This window comes from Actinomadura madurae (assembly GCF_047130825.1).
In the GTDB taxonomy this organism is placed as follows: domain Bacteria; phylum Actinomycetota; class Actinomycetes; order Streptosporangiales; family Streptosporangiaceae; genus Spirillospora; species Spirillospora madurae.
On sequence record NZ_CP083237.1, the window covers coordinates 914408 to 931791 of the forward strand.

Here is a 17384-nt window from a genome sequence, read left to right on the forward strand (position 1 = left end):
GGTGGGCGGGATCCTTGTGGCGAACCGGGGGGAGATCGCGCTGCGGGTCGTCCGGGCAGCGGCGGAGCTGGGCCTGCGGACGGTCGCCGTGCACACCCGCGACGACACCGGCTCCCCGCACGCCCGCCGCGCCGACGCGGTCCGGCCCCTGCCGGGCGAGGGCGTCGCCGGCTACCTGGACGCCGACGCGCTCATCGCCGCCGCGAAGGAGACCGGTGCCACGGCCGTGCACCCCGGATACGGGTTCCTGAGCGAGAACGCGGAGTTCGCGGCGCGCTGCGCCTCCGCCGGGCTGACGTTCACCGGCCCCCGCCCGGAGCTGCTGGAGCTGTTCGGCGACAAGGCCCGGTCCCGGGACCTCGCACGCGCGGCGGACGTGCCCGTGCTGCCCGGCACGGGCGGCGCGGTGAGCGCGGCGGAGGCCGAGGCGTTCGCCCGCGAGCACGGCCCCGTCATGCTGAAGGCCCTCGCGGGCGGCGGCGGGCGCGGCATGCGCGCCGTCACCGATCCCGCCGGCGTGGCCGCGGCGTACGAGCGGTGCCGGTCGGAGGCGCTCGCCTCGTCCGGCGCCGGCGACCTGTTCGCCGAGAAGTACGTGCCGCGCGCCCGCCACGTCGAGGTGCAGATCGCCGGAGACGGCACCGGCGCGGTCACCCACCTGTGGGAGCGCGACTGCAGCGTCCAGCGGCGCCACCAGAAGCTGATCGAGATCGCGCCCGCCCCCGCGCTGCCCGCCGGCGTCCGGGACGCGCTGCTGGACGCGGCGCTGCGGATGGCCGCCCGGGTCCGCTACGACGGGCTCGGCACCTTCGAGTTCCTCGTCGCCGGCGCGGAGTTCTGGTTCCTGGAGGCCAACCCGCGGCTCCAGGTCGAGCACACCGTCACCGAGGAGATCACCGGCGTCGACCTGGTGAAGACGCAGATCAGGCTCGCCCTGGGGGAGGACCTGGCGGCCGTCGGCCTGGCCGCTCCGCCGCCGGCGTCGGGCTGCGCCGTCCAGGTGCGGGTCAACACCGAGACGATCGGCGCGGACGGCACGCCCCGGCCCCGGACGGGGACGCTGACCGCGTTCGCGCCGCCGTCGGGGCCGGGTGTCCGCGTCGACACCTGCGGCTACGCGGGCTACCGCACGAGCCTGCGCTACGACCCGCTGCTGGCCAAGGTCGTCGCCCGCGCGGAGGACCTCCCGTCCGCGGCCGTCCGCGCGCACGGCGCGCTCGGCGAGTTCGAGATCGCGGGCGTGGCGACGAGCATCCCGCTCCTGCAGGGCGTCCTGCGACACCCCGGCTTCACGGCCGGCGGCGCCGACACCTCCTTCGTCGCCGAGCACCTGCCCGAGCTGCTGGAGAGCGAGCACCGCCGCTACTACGTCGAGACGGCCCGGGACGCGGCCGAGCCCGAGGCCGCCGCCGCCCCGGACGCCCCTCCCGGCACGGTCGCCGTCCCCGCCCCGATGCAGGGGACGGTCGTGAGCGTCGAGGTGGCGGAGGGCGACCTCGTCCGGTCGGGGACACCCGTGCTGATCCTCGAGGCCATGAAGATGGAGCACGTCGTGCGCGCCGGGGAGCCGGGCATCGTGCGGGCCCTCGCCGCCGCGCCCGGCGACACCGTCGCCGAGGGCGCGCCGCTGCTGTTCGCCGAGCCCGCCGAGGCGGACGGCGACCACGCCGCCGAGGACGCCGGGACCGACCTCGGCCTGATCCGCGCCGACCTCGCCGAGGCGCTGCGCCGGCACGGGACCGGCCTCGACGCCGCCCGGCCCGAGGCGGTCGCGAAGCGGCACGCGCGCGGCCACCGCACCGCGCGGGAGAACATCGGCGACCTGTGCGACGCGGGCACGTTCACCGAGTACGGCGCCCTCGCCATCGCCGCCCAGCGGCGGCGCCGGTCCCTGGACGACCTCATCGAGCGCACCCCCGCCGACGGCATGGTCTGCGGCATCGGGGAGATCGACGGCGCGCGGGCGGTCGTCATGTCCTACGACTACACGGTCCTGGCCGGGACGCAGGGCCACCAGAACCACCGCAAGACCGACCGGATGCTCGACATCGCCCACCGCCGCCGCCTGCCGCTGGTGCTGTTCGCCGAGGGCGGCGGGGGCCGGCCCGGTGACACCGACACCTCCGGCATCTCCGGCCTGGACGTCACGACGTTCCACGCCATGGGGCGGCTCAGCGGCGTCGTCCCGTCCATCGGCATCGCGAACGGGCGCTGCTTCGCCGGCAACGCGGCCCTCCTCGGCTGCTGCGACGTGATCATCGCGACCCGGGACGCCAACATCGGCATGGGCGGCCCCGCCATGATCGAGGGCGGCGGCCTCGGCGTGTTCGCCCCCGAGGAGATCGGCCCGATCGGCGACCAGGAGCCCAACGGCGTCGTCGACATCGTCGTGGAGGACGAGGCGGAGGCCGTCGCCGCCGCCCGCCGCTACCTCTCCTACTTCCGCGGGCCGGCGGACGGCTGGGAGTGCGACGACCAGCGGATCCTGCGGCACGTCGTCCCGGAGAACCGGCTGCGCGCCTACGACGTCCGGCGCGCGGTCGCCCACCTCGCCGACCGCGGCTCGGTGCTCGAGCTGCGCCGCGCCTTCGGCGTCGGGATCATCACCGCGCTGGTCCGGGTCGAGGGCCGCCCGATGGGCCTGATCGCCAGCGACCCGGCGCACCTCGGCGGCGCGATCGACCGCGACGCCGCCGACAAGGCCGCCCGGTTCCTCCAGCTGTGCGACGCGCACGGCCTCCCGGTCGTGTCGCTGTGCGACACCCCCGGCTTCATGGTCGGCCCCGACGCGGAGAAGACCGCCACCGTCCGCCACTTCAGCCGGCTGTTCGTCATCGGCGCCAACCTGCGCGTCCCGATCATCACGATCGTCCTGCGCAAGGGCTACGGGCTCGGCGCGCAGGCCATGGCGGGCGGCGGGTTCAAGGCGCCGCTCGCGACCCTCGCGTGGCCCACCGGCGAGATCGGCGGCATGGGGCTGGAGGGCGCCGTCCGGCTCGGGTTCCGCAAGGAGCTGGAGGCCGCCGACGATCCGCGGGCCCTCTTCGAGGAGATGGTCGCCGCCGCCTACGAGTACGGCAAGGCCCTCCACGCCGCCACGGTCTTCGAGCTGGACGACGTGATCGATCCCGCCGACACCCGCCGCTGGATCACCGCCGTGCTGGCCGAGGCCCCGCCCCCGCCGGAGCGTCCCCGCCGGTGGATCGACACCTGGTGACGGGCCGCCCGTCCCGGTAGGCGTCCTTCACCCGGGGGTCGGCGCGGACCTCCGCCGGCGCGCCCGCCGCGATCACCCTGCCGCCGTCCAGGACGAGGAGGGCGTCGCAGACGCCCAGCACCGGCTCCAGCTCGTGCCCGGCGAGCAGGATCGTGAGGCCCTCGGCCGCCAGGTCGCGCAGCAGGACCTCAAGGGCGCGGGCGTTCCGTTCGGGCAGGTCCTGCCACGGCTCGTCCAGCAGCAGGACGGCCGGCTCGGTGACGAGGGCCCGCGCCAGGTCCATGAGCCGCGCCACGCCGGGCGGTGCCGAGCGCGCGCTCTCCCCGGCGTACTCCTCGATGCCGACCCGGGTGAGGAGCGCGTCGGCGCGCCCGGCCGCGTCCCGGCGGGCCTCCCACCGGAAGCGCCACCGGTCGCGCGCCGTCCGGCCCGGATACCCGCGGGTCATCGCGTGCCTCGCCGCGGCGGCGCGCACGGTCTCCCGGACGGTCGAGGCCCCGGCCCGCCGGGGCCGCTGGAACGTGCGGGCGATGCCGCGCCGGGCCCGCTCGCGCGCCGCGCTGCCGGTGAGGTCGGCGCCGCCCAGGTGGACGGTGCCCGCCACCGGCCGCCGCAGCCCCGTGATGACGTCGCAGAGCGTCGTCTTGCCGGCGCCGTTCGGGCCGATCAGACCGGTCACCGTGCCGGGCGGCGCGGCGAGCCCGGCCCCGTCGACGGCCGTCAGCCGACCGAACCGGACCGTCACGTCGCGGACCAGCAGGCCCTCTGCGGCGGCCATCGCACCTCGCGGCTCGTGTGATGTGGGTCACCAGGGGCTCCACACCCTACTGACGGGCGAGGGCGGCGGCAACGGGGCGGCAGGGTCAGGGCGCCGGGGGCTCCAGCCGCTCGCGGGTCCACTCCTTGACCCCCGCGACGAACGCGTCGACGTCGGCGGCCTTGCCCGACGCCATCTCGGCGAACCAGTCCGGCACGTACCGCTCGAACCGCCCGCTCTCCAGGACGCCGAGGACCGCGTCGGCCACCTCCCGCGGCGGCAGGGCTTCCGAGACGTCGCTCAGCGGCTCCTCGTTGCCGGGCAGGGTGAACAGCTCCGTGCCGGCGATCAGCGCGGGCTGGATCACGTGGACGTGCACGCCCGTCCCGTCCAGGTCGACCGCCATGCTCTCCCAGAACGCCGTGAGCGCCGCCTTGGCCGCGCCGTAGGCGGCCTCGTGCGGCGGCCCGAGCCGCGCCGCGACCGAGCCCATCGCCACCAGGTGGCCGCGGCCGCGCGCGACCATGCCGGGCAGCAGCGCGAGCGTCAGCCGCACCGGGGACAGGTAGTCGAGCCGCATCACGTCCTCGACCTCGGTGGAGGTGAGGTCCTGGACGCGGCGCCGCTTCGGCATCGCCGCGTTGTTCACCAGCACGTCGACGCCGCCGAACGCGCGCTCGACGTCCGCCGCGAGATCGGGGACCGCGTCCAGGTCGGAGAGGTCGGCCGTCCACATCGCCGAGCCGGGGGAGTGCTCGCGGCAGCGGGCGAGGACCTCCTCCAGCCTGTCCTTGCGCCGCGCGACCAGCCCGACCCGCGCCCCGGCGGCGGCGAGCGCCTCCGCGACGACGGCCCCGATGCCGGACGAGGCTCCCGTGACCAACGCGGACCGCCCGGTGAGTGTCAGCATGCCGCTCAAGGTCACACAGCCCGGCCCCGCGCGGCAAGGCGCAGCGCCGTCCGCCCCGCACGTCGCTCCGCCGTCCGCGCCCGTGGCGGTCCGGTAAGGTCGTGGGTTCGCCCTCTTCCACCCCTCGCCGCAGGAGGTCTGCCCGCATGCCCGCCGAGCCCGCCGAACCCAGCGAGTCCGCGGTCCTCGCCGCCGAGCGCGCTCACCTCGCCGAGTCGCGCGCCGCGCTGCGCCGGATGCGCGAGCACGCGAACAGCCTCACCGCCGACGTCGCCGCCGACTGGGTGTCCCGGCAGTTCCTGGAGTCGCTGCTCGACCAGCGGGTCGCCGCCCTCGCCGACCACCCGGACACCCCGCTGTTCTTCGGCCGGATGGACCGCGACGGCGACGGCGGCCCCGACCTGCCCGCCGTCATGTACGTGGGGCGGCGGCACGTCCACGACGGCGCCGACGGCCGCCCGCTCGTCCTGGACTGGCGCGCCCCCGTGGCGCGGGCGTTCTACCAGGCCGGGCCGGCCGACCCGATGGGCTGGCGGCTGCGGCGCCGCTTCGGGTTCCAGGCCGGCGAGCTGACCGCGTTCGAGGACGAGCCCCTGGACGGCGGCGACCTCGGCCCGTCCCGCATCCTCACCGAGGAGATCGAGCGGCCCCGCACCGGGCCGATGCGCGACATCGTCGCCACCATCCAGCCGGAGCAGGACGTGCTCGTCCGCGCCGACCTGGCCGGCACGGTGTGCGTGCAGGGCGCCCCCGGCACCGGCAAGACGGCCGTCGGCCTGCACCGCGCCGCCTACCTGCTGTTCACGCACCGGGAGCGGCTGTCGCGGTCGGGCGTCCTCATCGTCGGGCCGAACCGGGCGTTCCTCGCCTACATCTCGGCGGTGCTGCCAGCGCTCGGCGAGGTCAGGGTCGAGCAGGCCACGATCGACGACCTGCTCGGGGAGCCGCTGGGAGAGGAGCCCGCGGCCGTCGCCGCCGCCAAGGGCGACGCGCGGATGGCGGACGTGCTCCGCAGGGCGCTGTGGCTGCACGTCCGCAAGCCCGAGGAGGGCCTCGTCGTCACCCGGGGCGCCGCCCGGTACCGGCTCGCCGACCACGAGGTCCGCGAGATCGCCGCCGGCCTGCGCGGGACGACCCGGTACGGCTCCGGGCGCGCGGTGTTCGCGCAGCGGCTCGCCCACCAGATCCTCGTCCGGATGGAACGGCGCGGCGAGGCGCCCGACGACCGCGTCCAGGACCAGGTCGCGCGCAGCAAACCCGTCAAGCAGGTCCTGGACGCGGTGTGGCCGAAGGTGACCGCCGAGCAGGTGCTGCACCGGCTGCTGTCGGACGGGGAGTTCCTCGCGAGGGCCGCGAAGGGCGTCCTGGACGCGGACGAGCAGGCCGCGCTCCGGTGGGAGAGGCCCGCGCTCGCACCGGTCGGCCCGGTGGACCGCCGCCGACCGGGCCCTGCTGGACGAGCTGAACGACCTCATCGAGCGCACCGCCTCGCTGGGCCACCTGGTCGTCGACGAGGCGCAGGACCTCTCCGCGATGCAGCTGCGGGCCCTCGGACGCCGCTGCGCGACGGGCTCGGCGACCGTCCTCGGCGACCTCGCGCAGGGCACCACCCCGTGGTCGGCGCGGTCGTGGAAGGAGGTCCTCGCCCACCTCGGGCAGGACGGGGAGGTCACCGAGCTGACCCTCGGCTTCCGCGTCCCGGGGACCGTCCTGGACTTCGCCGCCCGGCTGCTCCCGCACATCGCGCCCGGCCTGGAGCGGCCGCGCTCGCTGCGCCCCGGCGCCGGCGCGCTGGCCGTGCGCCGCGTCCCCGACCCCGCCGCGGCCGCCGCCGAGGCCGCCCGCGAGGCCCTCGCCCGCGCCGGCTCGGTCGGGCTGATCGTGCCCGACGCGCGGGCCGCGGCGCACGCGGCGGCGCTGGAGGCGGCCGGGCTGGACCACGAGGTCCTCGGCGCCGCCTCCGACGGCACCGGACGGCTGCTCGTCGTCCCGGCGACGCTCGCCAAGGGCCTGGAGTACGACCACGTCATCGTCGCGGAGCCCGCCGCCATCGCCGCCGCGGAGGAGCGCGGCCTGGCCCGCCTCTACGTCGTGCTCACCCGCGCCGTCACGTCCCTCACCGTCCTGCACCGGGAGGGGCTCCCGGCGGAACTGGCCTCATGACGCGGGGGCGGGCGGCGCGGGGGCCCGGCCGTCGCGCGGGCGCAGGCCGTCGAAGGCGATTCGCAGCACGTCGTCGCGGGCGCCGGCGCGGCCGGCCGCGTAGGACATCCCGGCCAGCAGTGCCATGACCTCGCCGGGGCCGACGTCCGCGCGGACGGCGCCGGCCTCCTGCGCGCGTCGGAGCAGCACGCCGACGGCCGCCCTCAGCCCGGGCCCGGCCCGGCCGGTGGCGGCGCGGGCGTCGACGCCCGCCTCCGCCAGCGCCTCGGTGACGGCCTGCTTGGCCGTCGCCTGCGCGACGACCCGCGAGAAGAAGCCGAAGAACGCGGCGCCGGGGTCGCCGGCGGCGCACAGGTCCTCCGCCTCCGCCGCGAGCCGCTCCAGCAGCGCGACGAGGACCGCCTCCAGCAGCGATTCCTTGGTCGGGAAGTGCCGGAACACCGTCCCGATCCCGACCCCCGCCTTCCGCGCGACCTCCTCGGTGGAGGCCGAGGTCCCCTGGACGGCGAAGACCTCCTCGGCCGCGGCGAGGACCTTCGCGCGGTTGCGCTGGGCGTCCGCGCGAAGGGGCCTGCCGGACGGCGGTGATGTCATCGCGGCCTTCCGTTGACAAGTGGAGTTGTCGCTCCGTATTTTCTCATGCGGAGCACGTACTCCGATTGTAGGGGAGAGCCATGTCCGAGTTCGCCAGCCCCCGGGCCGTCTTCCAGCGGCTGATCGACGGGATCACCGCCCGGCGGCCCGAGGGGCTGCCGGAGCTGTACGCGCGGGACGCCGTGGTCGTGCACCCGTTCGCCCACCCCGCCTCGCGCCTGGAGGGCCGCGAGGCGCTGCGCGAGCACTTCGCCCGGCTGACGACGTGGCCGATGGAGCTCGAGGCGCGCAACGTCGTCGTCCACCAGACCGCAGACCCGGAGGTCATCATCGCGGAGTTCGAGTACCAGGGCCGCAACACCGAGACGGGGCGCGAGTTCGTCGTCCCCAACATCTTCGTCCTCCGGGTGCGCGACGGGCACATCGTCGAGTCCCGCGACTACGCCCACCACCGGGCGTTCGACGAGGCGATGGCATGACGCGCCCCGCGCCCGCGTCGCCCCGCGAGGTGTTCGCACGGCTCAGTGAGGGCATCTCGGCCGGCCGCTGGGGCGAGCTGGCGGCCCTGTACGCCGAGGACGCCGTCGTCGAGCAGCCGTTCGCGCCCCCGCCCGCGCCGCCGCGCCTGGAGGGGCGCGCGACGCTCGACCGGCACTTCCGCAGGGCCGGCGCCGGGCCGCTGGAGCTGCGCGTCCGCGACGTGGTGGTGCACGACACCGCCGATCCGGAGGTGATCGTCGTGGAGTACGGCTACGACGGCCGCGTCGCCACCACCGGCCGGACGTTCACCGTCGCCAACATCCTGGTGCTGCGGATCCGGGACGGCCTCATCGTGGAGTCCCGCGACTACCACGACCACCCGGGGCTGGCGCGGGCGCTGGCACCTGGCTGATCCGGCCGCTCGGGCGGTTGACTCGCCGTCCCGGCGGTTCCTAGGCTGGACCGGTCATACCGACCGGTTGGTATGTTCGTTGCGGGTGGCCCGGCCGCCACCCTCGCCACGCGCGGAGGTTCGCCCTGTGAGCACAGCACCGCCCGACGCCGACGAGCTGAGCAGGCGGGTCGGCGAGTTCCTCGCCGCACACGACCCCTCGGCGACCGAGCCCCTGGAGTTCCTGCGCGCCCGGTTCGACGCCGGGCTCGCCTGGGTCCACTACCCCGAAGGGCTCGGCGGGCTCGGCGCCCCGCGGCACCTGCAGCCCGCCGTCGACCGCCGGTTCGCCGAGGCGGGCGCGCCGGCCAACCACCCGGAGCGCAACGGCATCGGGCTCGGCATGGCGGCCCCGACGATCCTGGCGTTCGGCACCGAGGAGCAGAAGCGCCGCTTCCTGCGCCCGCTGTGGACCGGCGAGGAGCTGTGGTGCCAGCTGTTCAGCGAGCCCGGCGCCGGCTCCGACCTCGCCGCGCTCGCCACCCGCGCCGTCCGCGACGGCGACGCCTGGACGGTCGACGGGCAGAAGGTCTGGACGTCCATGGCCCACGAGGCCCGCTGGGCGATCCTCGTCACCCGCACCGACCCGGGCGTCCCCAAGCACCGCGGCATGACCTACTTTGTCTGCGACATGACCGCGCCGGGCGTCGAGGTCCGGCCGCTGCGGCAGATCACCGGCGAGGCCGAGTTCAACGAGGTGTTCCTCACCGGCGTGCGGATCCCCGACGAGCACCGGCTCGGCGAGGTCGGGGAGGGCTGGCGGGTCGCGACGACGACCCTGATGAACGAGCGGGTCGCGATCGGCGGCAGCGCCGCGCCGCGCGAGAGCGGCATGATCGGGGTGGTCGCCGGGCTCTGGCGGGACCGTCCCGAGCTGCGGACCCCGGCACTGCACGACGCCCTGCTGCGGGCGTGGGTGGAGACCGAGGCGGCCCGGCTCACCGGGGCGCGGCTGCGCCAGCAGCTCGCCGCCGGGCGTCCCGGCCCCGAGGGGTCGGGCGCCAAGCTGGCCTTCGCCAGCCTCAACCAGGAGGTGTCCGGCCTGGAGCTGGAGCTGCTCGGCGAGGACGGCCTGCGCTACGACGACTGGACGATGCGCCGCCCCACCGAGGTGGACTTCACCCGCCGCTCGCCCGGCTACCGCTACCTGCGCGCCAAGGGCAACTCCATCGAGGGCGGCACCTCGGAGATCCTCCGCAACATCATCGCCGAGCGCGTCCTCGGCCTGCCCGGCGAGATCCGCGTCGACAAGGACGTGGCGTGGAAGGACCTGCCCAAATGAGCGACCTGCTGTACGGCGAGATCGAGAACGATCTGCGTGCGAGCGTCCGCGACGTGCTCGGCGACAAGGCCCCCTGGACCTCCGTCCTCGCCGGCACCGAGAAGGACGAGCCGTACGACGCGGATCTGTGGCGGGCCGTCGCCGGGCAGCTCGGCTGCGCCGGGCTGCCCGTCCCCGAGGGCCTCGGCGGCGCGGGGGCCACGTGGCGCGAGACGGCCGTGGTCATGGAGGAGCTGGGCCGTTCCGCCGCGCCCGTCCCGTTCCTGACCAGCTCCGTGATCGCCACCGCCGCCCTGCTGGCCGCCGGGGAGCGGGACCTGCTCGCGCGGCTCGCGGCGGGGGAGCGGATCGCGGTCCTGGCCGTCCCGTTCAGCACCGGACCGGGCGAGGCCGCCGAGACCGTCCGAGTGGAGGACGGGACGCTGACCGGCGAGGTCACCAGCGTCGCCGACGGCATGGCCGCCGACGTCCTGCTCGTCCCGGCCGGCGGCGCGCTCTGGGCGGTGGACGCCGGCGCCGCCGGCCGCACCGCGGTGACCTCGCTCGACATGACCCGGCGGCTCGCCGACATCACCCTGTCGGGCGCCCCCGCCCGCCGCGTCGCCGAGGGGACCGGTGCCGTGCGCACGGCCCTGCTCACCGGCGCGGCGCTGCTGGCGTCCGAGCAGCTCGGCCTCGCCGAGCGCTGCCTGGACGACACCGTCGCCTACGTGAAGACCCGGTACCAGTTCGGCCGCCCGGTGGGCTCCTACCAGGGCCTCAAGCACCGGCTCGCCGACCTGTGGACGTCGGTCACGCAGGCCCGCGCGGTCGCTCGCCACGCGGCGTCGTGCGTGGCCGCCGGCGACGAGGACACGCCGATCGCGGTCGCGGTCGCCCAGGCCCACTGCTCGGCGGTCGCGGTCGAGGCGGCCGAGGAGTGCGTGCAGATGCACGGCGGCATCGGCTTCACCTGGGAGCATCCCGCGCACCTCTACCTCAAGCGGGCCAAGGCCGACTCCATCGCCCTCGGCACCCCCGACCGGCACCGCGCCGCCCTGGCCGCGCTGGTCGACCTGCCCCCGGCCTGACGCTCAGCCGGACGGTCCCGCGCCGCCGGCGGGGCCGTCCGGGCGGCCGGTGAGGACGGCGAGGATCCGCGTCCCCTCGGGAAAGGCGCCCCGGCCGGCCAGCGCGAACAGCCCGGCCATCATCTTCGCCGTGTAGATCCGGTCGAGGACGATCCCGTGCCGCTCGGCGAAGTCGCCGATGAAGGCGTCCAGCTCCGGGGTCCTCCTGGCGTAGCCGCCGAAGTGGAAGCCGTCCTCGACGTGCCAGGTCCCGCGCCGCCCGCCGTAGGTCTCGCGCTGGAGGCGCTCGACCTCGCCCTCCATGAAGCCGCCCTTGAGGACGGAGAACCCGACGGCGCGCCGGCCCGGGGCCAGGCCGGCGGCGAGGCCGGCGAGGGTCCCGCCCGTGCCGCACGGGCAGCACACGACGTCGAAGCCAGGGACCTCCGCCCCGAGTTCCGCGCAGCCACGGACGGCGAGGGCGTTGCTCCCTCCCTCCGGCAGGAGGTAGAAGTCGCCCCATTCCCGCCGGAGCGCGGCGATGACGTCCGGTTCGTCTTTGCGCCGGTACGTGCCGCGGTCCATGTAGGTGAGGCGCATGCCCATCCGGGCGGCGTAGGTGAGCGGGTCGTTCAGCGGCAGGTGCTCCTCGCCGCGGACCACCCCGATCGTCGCGAACCCGTAGATCCTGCCGGCCGCCGCCGCGGCACGGAGGTGGTTGGAGTAGGCGCCGCCGAACGTCAGGAGCGTCCCGTGCTCGCGCGCGGGACCGATGTTGTGCTTGAGCTTGCGCCACTTGTTGCCCGGCAGCTCCGGGTGGACCAGGTCGTCCCGCTTCAGGAACAGCCGCAGGCCGCGCCGTGCCGCGCGGTCGTCGTCCAGCTCCAGGACCGGCGAGGTCATCGCGGCATCGGCAGGCCGAGCCTCTCCCGGATCTCGCGCTGCACCTCGTCGATGCCCGGCCGCGCGTCCACCGTGACCACGTACTCCTTGCGGCCGAACAGCTCCAGGATCGGGTCGGTCCTCTCGTGGTAGTCGCGCATCCGCTCGGCGAGCGCCTCTTCGGTGTCGTCCTCGCGGGGGACCAGCCCGCCCCCGCACACGTCGCAACGCCCCTCCACCGTCGGGCGGTCGGCGATCAGGTTGTAGTCCATCCCGCACCGGGAGCAGAGCCGGCGCGCCAGCGCGCGGCGGCGGACCTCCGCGTCCGGCAGGTCGAGGTGGATCACCCCGTCGATGTCGTAGCTCTCCAGGAAGAACTCCGTCTGCCGGCGGCTGCGCGGGAACCCGTCGACGACGAACCCGTAGTTCCAGTCGTGCTGGTCGAGCCGCTCCCGCACGACGCTCTCGGCCAGGTCGTCCCCCACCAGCTCCCCGGCCGCCATGATGCGCCGCACCTGCGCGCCCAGCTTGGTGTGGTTCTTCACGTGCCAGCGGAAGACGTCACCGACGCTGATGTGCACGATGTCCAGGTCCCGCGCGAGCAGCTCCGACTGCGTCCCCTTGCCGCTGCCGACCGGGCCGATGATGACGTACTTGCGCATGGTCGGCCGCCTGGTCAGAGCGGGAGGCGCAGGCGGCGGCCGAGCCTGCGGAACCGCGAGTCGGGGGCATGACCGGGCGCCTCGCCCGTCGCGGTCAGGCTCTCCAGCAGCGTGTCGAACGCGGGCGGGCGGACGCACACCAGCGTCGCGCGGGCCCTGCGGGCGCAGTGCAGCCGCACGGACGGCCGCAGCAGCCTCGAGAACGGCCCCCGCGCCCCGTGCCCGACGACCAGCAGGTCGTCCTCGCCGGCCAGCCGGACCAGGGTGGCCCCCGGCTCCCCGACGAGCGCCAGCGCGGTCATCTCCACGCCGTCGGGCGGTCCGTCGCACACCTCCGTCAGCAACCGGGCGATGAGCTCCGCCCCGGACGCGCGCAGCGCCTCGGTGATGCCGCAGCCGAGCTGCCCCGCCGCCGACACGTGCGGGGGCAGCGGCGCGGCGTGCGCGACCAGCAGCGGCAGCCGGCGCAGCCGCGCCTCGCCGATCGCCCAGGACAGCGCGCAGCGCGCACCCGCGGAGTCGTCCACCCCCACCACGACGCGGGGGCCGCCCTCCGGTCTCGCGATCACGGTCGGTCCCTCCTGTGGCCGCCGGGTGACAGCAGTCTAGACAGAAGGCATACCCGTTCCAGCGCCGAAGTTCTACGTTCTGGAAACACCTGTTTGCGATAAGGCGTGGCCCCTGGACCGGCCGCCGCCGCGCGGGGCAGACTTTCCGGTATGGCCACACCGCACGCAGCCGACCCCTCCTGCGACGTCGCGCACGGCGACGTCCCGCCGCCCTCCGAGGAGCGGACGCTGGTCGCGGTGTTCGCCGGCGCGGTCGCCGACCACCTCCTGCGCTACGGCGCCGACCTCGGCTACCGGTCGTTCCTCGTCGACCCCGACAAGTCGCGCGAGGGGGCGACCGACCTCCCGCCGCTGGACGCCACGGCCGACGTCGTCGTGACCGACCACCACCGGCCCGAGCTCGGGCCCGTCCTGCGCGACGTGCTGACCCAGCCCGTCCGGTGGGTCGGCGTCATGGGCAACCCCCGGCACCCGGCCCCGCACATCCCGGCCCTCACCGAGCTCGGGGTCCCCGCCGCCGACATCGCCCGCGTGCACCGCCCGATCGGCCTGAACATCGGCTCCCGGACCCCGGCGGAGATCGCCGTCGCCACCCTCGCCGGCCTGATCGCCGACCGCAACGGCCGCCCCGGCGGCTTCGAGTTCTAGCAGTGCAGACCTTCCAGCAGTGCGAATTCTCTAGCAGGGCGGGTCGTAGGGCTTGGACGGCAGGTGGCGCCGCCACTCCGCCTCGGTGACCGGCGTCCCCGCCACGGCGCAGATCTGCGCCGCGACCCGTTCCGGGTCCATGTCCCACAGCCTGACCTCCCGGCCCACCCCGGTCGTCACCAGCAGGGGCCGGCGGGAGTCGGCCACGTCGAAGTACAGCGCCTCGGCCGAGCCGGTGAGCGTCGCCGGCGCCGACGGCCGGGACGGCTCCGAGACGTCCCACAGCCAGACGGTCCCGTCCCCGGCCGCGGCGGCGAGCACGCCGCCCGGGCCGTGGGCCAGCGAGTAGATGTAGTTCGTCGGGCCGCGCAGCCGCCGCGGCAGCGGACGCGGGCGGGAGCGGTCGGCGAGGTCCCACAGGATCACGGTGTTGTCGGCGCCGGCGGTTGCCATCGTGCGGCCGTCCGGGCTGAAAACCACGGTGAACACGTAGTTCTCGTGCTCGGTCAGGGCCCCTCCGAGCCGCGCCGGGTGCCGCGGGTCGGACACGTCCCACAGCAGGACCTCGTTGTCGGCCGTGCCGTAGGCCAGGGTGCGGCCGTCCGGGCTGAACGCGGCCTGGTACGCGTAGTTGGTCGCGCCGGCCAGCACGGCCAGGCGCACCGGCCCGCGCGGGTCGCGGACGTCCCACAGCCACACCTTCGCGTCGTTGCTCGCGACGGCGAGGAGGCGGCCGTCCGGGCTGAAGGTGAGCCCCTGGACGAGGCCGGCGGGGCCGGTGAGCCGCGCGGGGATCGCGGCGGGGCGGCCGGGGGAGCGCACGTCCCACAGCTGCGTCGGGCCGCCGACGCCGCCGATGGCGAGCGTGCCGGCGTCCGGGCTCAGCGCCGCCGCCCCCGACGCCCGGCCGTCCCCGGCCGCGTGCCGGATCACCGGCCCGAGCGGCGCGGGACGGCGCGGGTCGGCGACCGACCAGAGCCGCGCGGTCCCGTCCTGGCTCGCGAGCGCGAGGACGCGGCCGTCGCGGCTCAGCCCCGCGGCGAAGATCCCGGCGCCGGGCCCCTGGACGACCGGGCCGGGCAGGTCCCAGATCCTGGCGGTGCCGTCCGCCGCGGCGGTGGCGAGCGCGCCGGACGGCAGGAACGCCACCGCCGTCACCGGACCCGGGTGCGGCAGCGAGGTGCGCGGGCTCCCCCCGGCGAGGTCCCAGACCCAGACCCGGCCGTCCGAGCTCGCGGCGGCCAGCGACCGGCCGTCCGGCGCGAACGCGACCCCGTTGACCCATCCCTTCGGGCCGGTCAGCGGCTCGCCGGACGGGACGGCCCGCGCACCGGACACGCGCCACAGCCGGACGTTCCCGTCGGCGTTGCCCGCCGCGAGCGTCCTCCCGTCGCGGCTGAACGCCACGGCGAACACGGTCTTCGAGCCCGCCTTCAGGGGATCGCCGGCGGGCTCGCGGCGGACCATGTCCACCAGCCGGACCGTCCCGTCTTCGAACCCGACGGCGAGCGTCGTCCCGTCGGGGCCGAACGCCGCGGTGTGGGCGGCGGCGCCGCCTTCCAGGAGGATCCGGCCACCGGCCTCCGGACGGGCCGGGTCCCAGGACCGGACCGTCCCGTCGGCGCTCGCGGCGACGAGCGTCCTCCCGTCCGGGCTGAACGCCACCGCGTACACGGTGGAGCGCGGTCCGGTGAGGGCTCGGGAGGCCCCGCCGATCCGCCTCAGCATGACCGTCCCCCCGCCGCCGCCGTCCGCGACGGTCCGGCCGTCGGGGCTGATCGCGACGCCGTACACGGTGTCGCGGTGCCCGCCCAGCGGCTCGCCGATCGGCGCGGGGCGCCCGCGTTCGGCGATGTTCCACAGCCGCACGGCGCGGTCCGCGCCGCCGGTCGCGAGCGTGCGGCCGTCCGCGCTGACGGCCACCGACTGCAGGACGCCGCGCGGTCCGGCGATCCGGGTCACCGCCGGGCCCGCGTAGGACTCCAGCAGGGCGGAGCGGGCCTCCGGAGTGGGCGACACCCGGTACGCGGCCAGGGCGGTCTGGGCCGCGAGCGCGACGTCCTTGCCGCGCAGCTTGCCGGACTCGACCGCCACCTGCCGCGACACCGCCTCGTCGCGCTGCTCGTCGGCGGCGCGCCGCTGGCTCACCGTGACCGCCGCCAGCCCGAGCGCCAGCAGCGACACGACCGACAGGACGGCGATCAGCCGCCGCCCGCGCCGCACCAGCCGGCGCAGCGCCCGCGCCTCCGCCTCCCGCCGGTGCACCGACTCCCGCAGGAACCGGATCTCCAGCTCGTTCAGGCCGGCTCCGCGCCGCGGGTCGGCGGCCAGCTCCTCGCTCTCGGCGAGCCACACCCCGCGCAGCAGCGTGCCCGGGTCGCGGCCGGACTCCTCCCACGCCTCGGCCGCCGCGGTGAGCCGGCGGTGCGCGCGCAGCCCGGCCCGGTCGGTCTCGACCCACGCGCGCAGCCGCGGCCACGCGGCCAGCAGCGCTTCATGGGCGATCTCGACGCCGTCGGCGCGCGCGGTGACGAGCCGCTGGTCGACGAAGCGGGCGAGGACGGCGCTCGTCCCGTCCCCGAGCTCCCGCTCCGCCACCCGCCGCCGCGTCACCCCGGTGTCGCCGGTGAGGTGCACCAGCCGCAGGAACAGCCTCCTGGCGATCTGCCGCTCGGTCTCGCCGAGGTCCCGGTAGGCCTCCTCGGCGGTGGCGGCGACGGCCCCCTGGATCCCGCCGCTGTCCCGGTAGTCGGCGATCGTGAGCATGGCGTGCCGCCGCCGCTCCCACGTCGACAGCAGGGCGTGCGACAGCAGCGGCAGCGTTCCCGCGTCGTGGGCGGCGCCGGGCGCGGCTCCCGGCGCCGGGCTCACCTCGCGCAGCAGCAGGTCGACCAGGCCCGGCTCCAGCTCCAGCCCGGCCCGCTGCGCCGGCATGACGATCGCCCGGCGCAGCTCGTCCTCGTTCATGGGGGTCACGAGCACCTGGCCGGTCTGGAGCACCCCGGCGAGCCCCGGATGGCGCAGCGCCCGCCCGTAGAAGTCGGCCCGGAGCGCGAGGACGACCGCGGCGGGGAGCTCCAGCAGCCCGGCGATCAGGTCCTCCTCGCCGGCTCCGGCGCGATCGGCGAGGATCTCCTCGAGCTGGTCGACGGCCAGCACCGCGGGGGCCCGGGCGCGCAGCGACGCCAGCGCGCCGGCGTCGATCTCACCCGCCGTGTGCAGGACGGCGCCGGCCTCGTCCCGCAGCGCCGGGATCAGCCCGGCCCTGATCAGCGACGACTTCCCGGCGCCGGACGGCCCGACGACCACCAGGGCGCCCTTGCCGCCGAGGCCCCGGACGCGCTCCAGCAGGGTGGCCGTCAGGGCCTCGCGCCCGAAGTACCAGCCGGCGTCCTCGGCCTCGAAGCGGGCGAGGCCGCGGTAGGGGACGACCGCGGGACGGCGTCCCGGCGTCCGGCGGACCCGGCGCAGCGCGTCCAGCCAGGACTCGGCCTCGGCGCCGGTCACCCCGCAGGCCCGCAGCAGCGCCGGGAGCCGGTCGGGCCGCGGCGGCGGCAGGTGGCGGCCGGCGAAGTAGTCCCCGGCGCTCGCGTCGGGGATCCCGGACGCCCGCGCGACCTGCCGGACGGTCAGGCCCGCGGCCTCCCGGAGCAGGGTGAGCTGTGCCGCGAAGTCCTGCCGGGTCACGATCCGCCGGGGATCGGGTCCGCCAGTCCCGTT

The 17384-nt window shown here is 76.3% G+C and carries 13 protein-coding genes and 1 pseudogene; 7 read left to right on the forward strand and 7 right to left on the reverse strand.

The window, feature by feature from the left end:
* Position 1: 1 nt before the first annotated feature.
* A complete protein-coding gene (locus K8Z49_RS04165) occupies positions 2–3217 on the forward strand; it encodes a carboxyl transferase domain-containing protein (protein WP_412517632.1) in 3216 nt (1071 codons plus the stop codon).
* On the opposite strand, the gene K8Z49_RS04170 is transcribed toward K8Z49_RS04165, so the two are convergent.
* The gene (locus K8Z49_RS04170) at positions 3150–3995 is read right to left on the reverse strand and encodes an ABC transporter ATP-binding protein (RefSeq protein ID WP_412517633.1); all 846 of its coding nucleotides are present in this window, start codon (positions 3993–3995) and stop codon (positions 3150–3152) included. The genes K8Z49_RS04165 and K8Z49_RS04170 overlap by 68 nt on opposite strands.
* A gap of 85 nt (positions 3996–4080) precedes the next feature.
* Positions 4081–4884, reverse strand: a complete 804-nt coding sequence (locus K8Z49_RS04175; protein WP_412517634.1) for an SDR family NAD(P)-dependent oxidoreductase — start codon at positions 4882–4884, stop codon at positions 4081–4083.
* Between the two features lie 146 nt (positions 4885–5030).
* On the opposite strand from K8Z49_RS04175, the pseudogene K8Z49_RS04180 reads away from it, so the two are divergent.
* Positions 5031–7047 (forward strand): annotated as a pseudogene (locus tag K8Z49_RS04180) (HelD family protein).
* Here K8Z49_RS04180 and K8Z49_RS04185 read toward each other — a convergent pair.
* Complete coding sequence (locus tag K8Z49_RS04185; protein WP_024935268.1) at positions 7042–7641, reverse strand: TetR/AcrR family transcriptional regulator; 600 nt, start codon at positions 7639–7641, stop codon at positions 7042–7044. The pseudogene K8Z49_RS04180 and the gene K8Z49_RS04185 overlap by 6 nt on opposite strands.
* Before the next feature lie 80 nt (positions 7642–7721).
* On the opposite strand from K8Z49_RS04185, the gene K8Z49_RS04190 reads away from it, so the two are divergent.
* The 4 genes from K8Z49_RS04190 to K8Z49_RS04205 all read left to right on the forward strand — a co-directional run bounded on the left by K8Z49_RS04190 (position 7722) and on the right by K8Z49_RS04205 (position 10924).
* On the forward strand, positions 7722–8120 hold the full coding sequence (locus K8Z49_RS04190; RefSeq protein ID WP_021597969.1) for a nuclear transport factor 2 family protein: 399 nt from the start codon (positions 7722–7724) through the stop codon (positions 8118–8120).
* Entirely contained in the window at positions 8117–8533 is a 417-nt protein-coding gene (locus K8Z49_RS04195; RefSeq protein WP_412517635.1) for a nuclear transport factor 2 family protein, read from the forward strand. Before K8Z49_RS04190 ends, K8Z49_RS04195 begins: the two co-directional genes overlap by 4 nt.
* Positions 8534–8660: 127 nt before the next feature.
* On the forward strand, positions 8661–9854 hold the full coding sequence (locus tag K8Z49_RS04200) for an acyl-CoA dehydrogenase family protein (RefSeq protein ID WP_412517636.1): 1194 nt from the start codon (positions 8661–8663) through the stop codon (positions 9852–9854).
* The gene (locus tag K8Z49_RS04205; protein ID WP_075021765.1) at positions 9851–10924 is read left to right on the forward strand and encodes an acyl-CoA dehydrogenase family protein; all 1074 of its coding nucleotides are present in this window, start codon (positions 9851–9853) and stop codon (positions 10922–10924) included. Before K8Z49_RS04200 ends, K8Z49_RS04205 begins: the two co-directional genes overlap by 4 nt.
* A 3-nt stretch (positions 10925–10927) precedes the next feature.
* Here K8Z49_RS04205 and K8Z49_RS04210 read toward each other — a convergent pair whose 3' ends face one another.
* From K8Z49_RS04210 to K8Z49_RS04220, 3 genes are read right to left on the reverse strand one after another with little or no spacing between them, the layout of a single operon-like run.
* A complete protein-coding gene (locus tag K8Z49_RS04210; protein ID WP_021597973.1) occupies positions 10928–11806 on the reverse strand; it encodes a 1-aminocyclopropane-1-carboxylate deaminase/D-cysteine desulfhydrase in 879 nt (292 codons plus the stop codon).
* Entirely contained in the window at positions 11803–12447 is a 645-nt protein-coding gene (locus tag K8Z49_RS04215; protein ID WP_021597974.1) for an adenylate kinase family protein, read from the reverse strand. Before K8Z49_RS04215 ends, K8Z49_RS04210 begins: the two co-directional genes overlap by 4 nt.
* Before the next feature lie 14 nt (positions 12448–12461).
* Positions 12462–13016, reverse strand: a complete 555-nt coding sequence (locus K8Z49_RS04220) for a universal stress protein (protein WP_024935267.1) — start codon at positions 13014–13016, stop codon at positions 12462–12464.
* A 150-nt stretch (positions 13017–13166) separates the two neighbouring features.
* Here K8Z49_RS04220 and K8Z49_RS04225 point away from each other — a divergent pair, with 150 nt between their 5' ends.
* Positions 13167–13664 (forward strand): XdhC family protein, encoded by a 498-nt coding sequence (locus K8Z49_RS04225; RefSeq protein ID WP_021597976.1) that lies wholly within the window; start codon positions 13167–13169, stop codon positions 13662–13664.
* Positions 13665–13694: 30 nt separating this feature from the next.
* Here the strand turns inward: K8Z49_RS04225 and K8Z49_RS04230 are convergent, their stop codons facing one another.
* Complete coding sequence (locus K8Z49_RS04230) at positions 13695–17351, reverse strand: helix-turn-helix domain-containing protein (protein WP_412517637.1); 3657 nt, start codon at positions 17349–17351, stop codon at positions 13695–13697.
* Between the last annotated feature and the right edge of the window lie 33 nt (positions 17352–17384).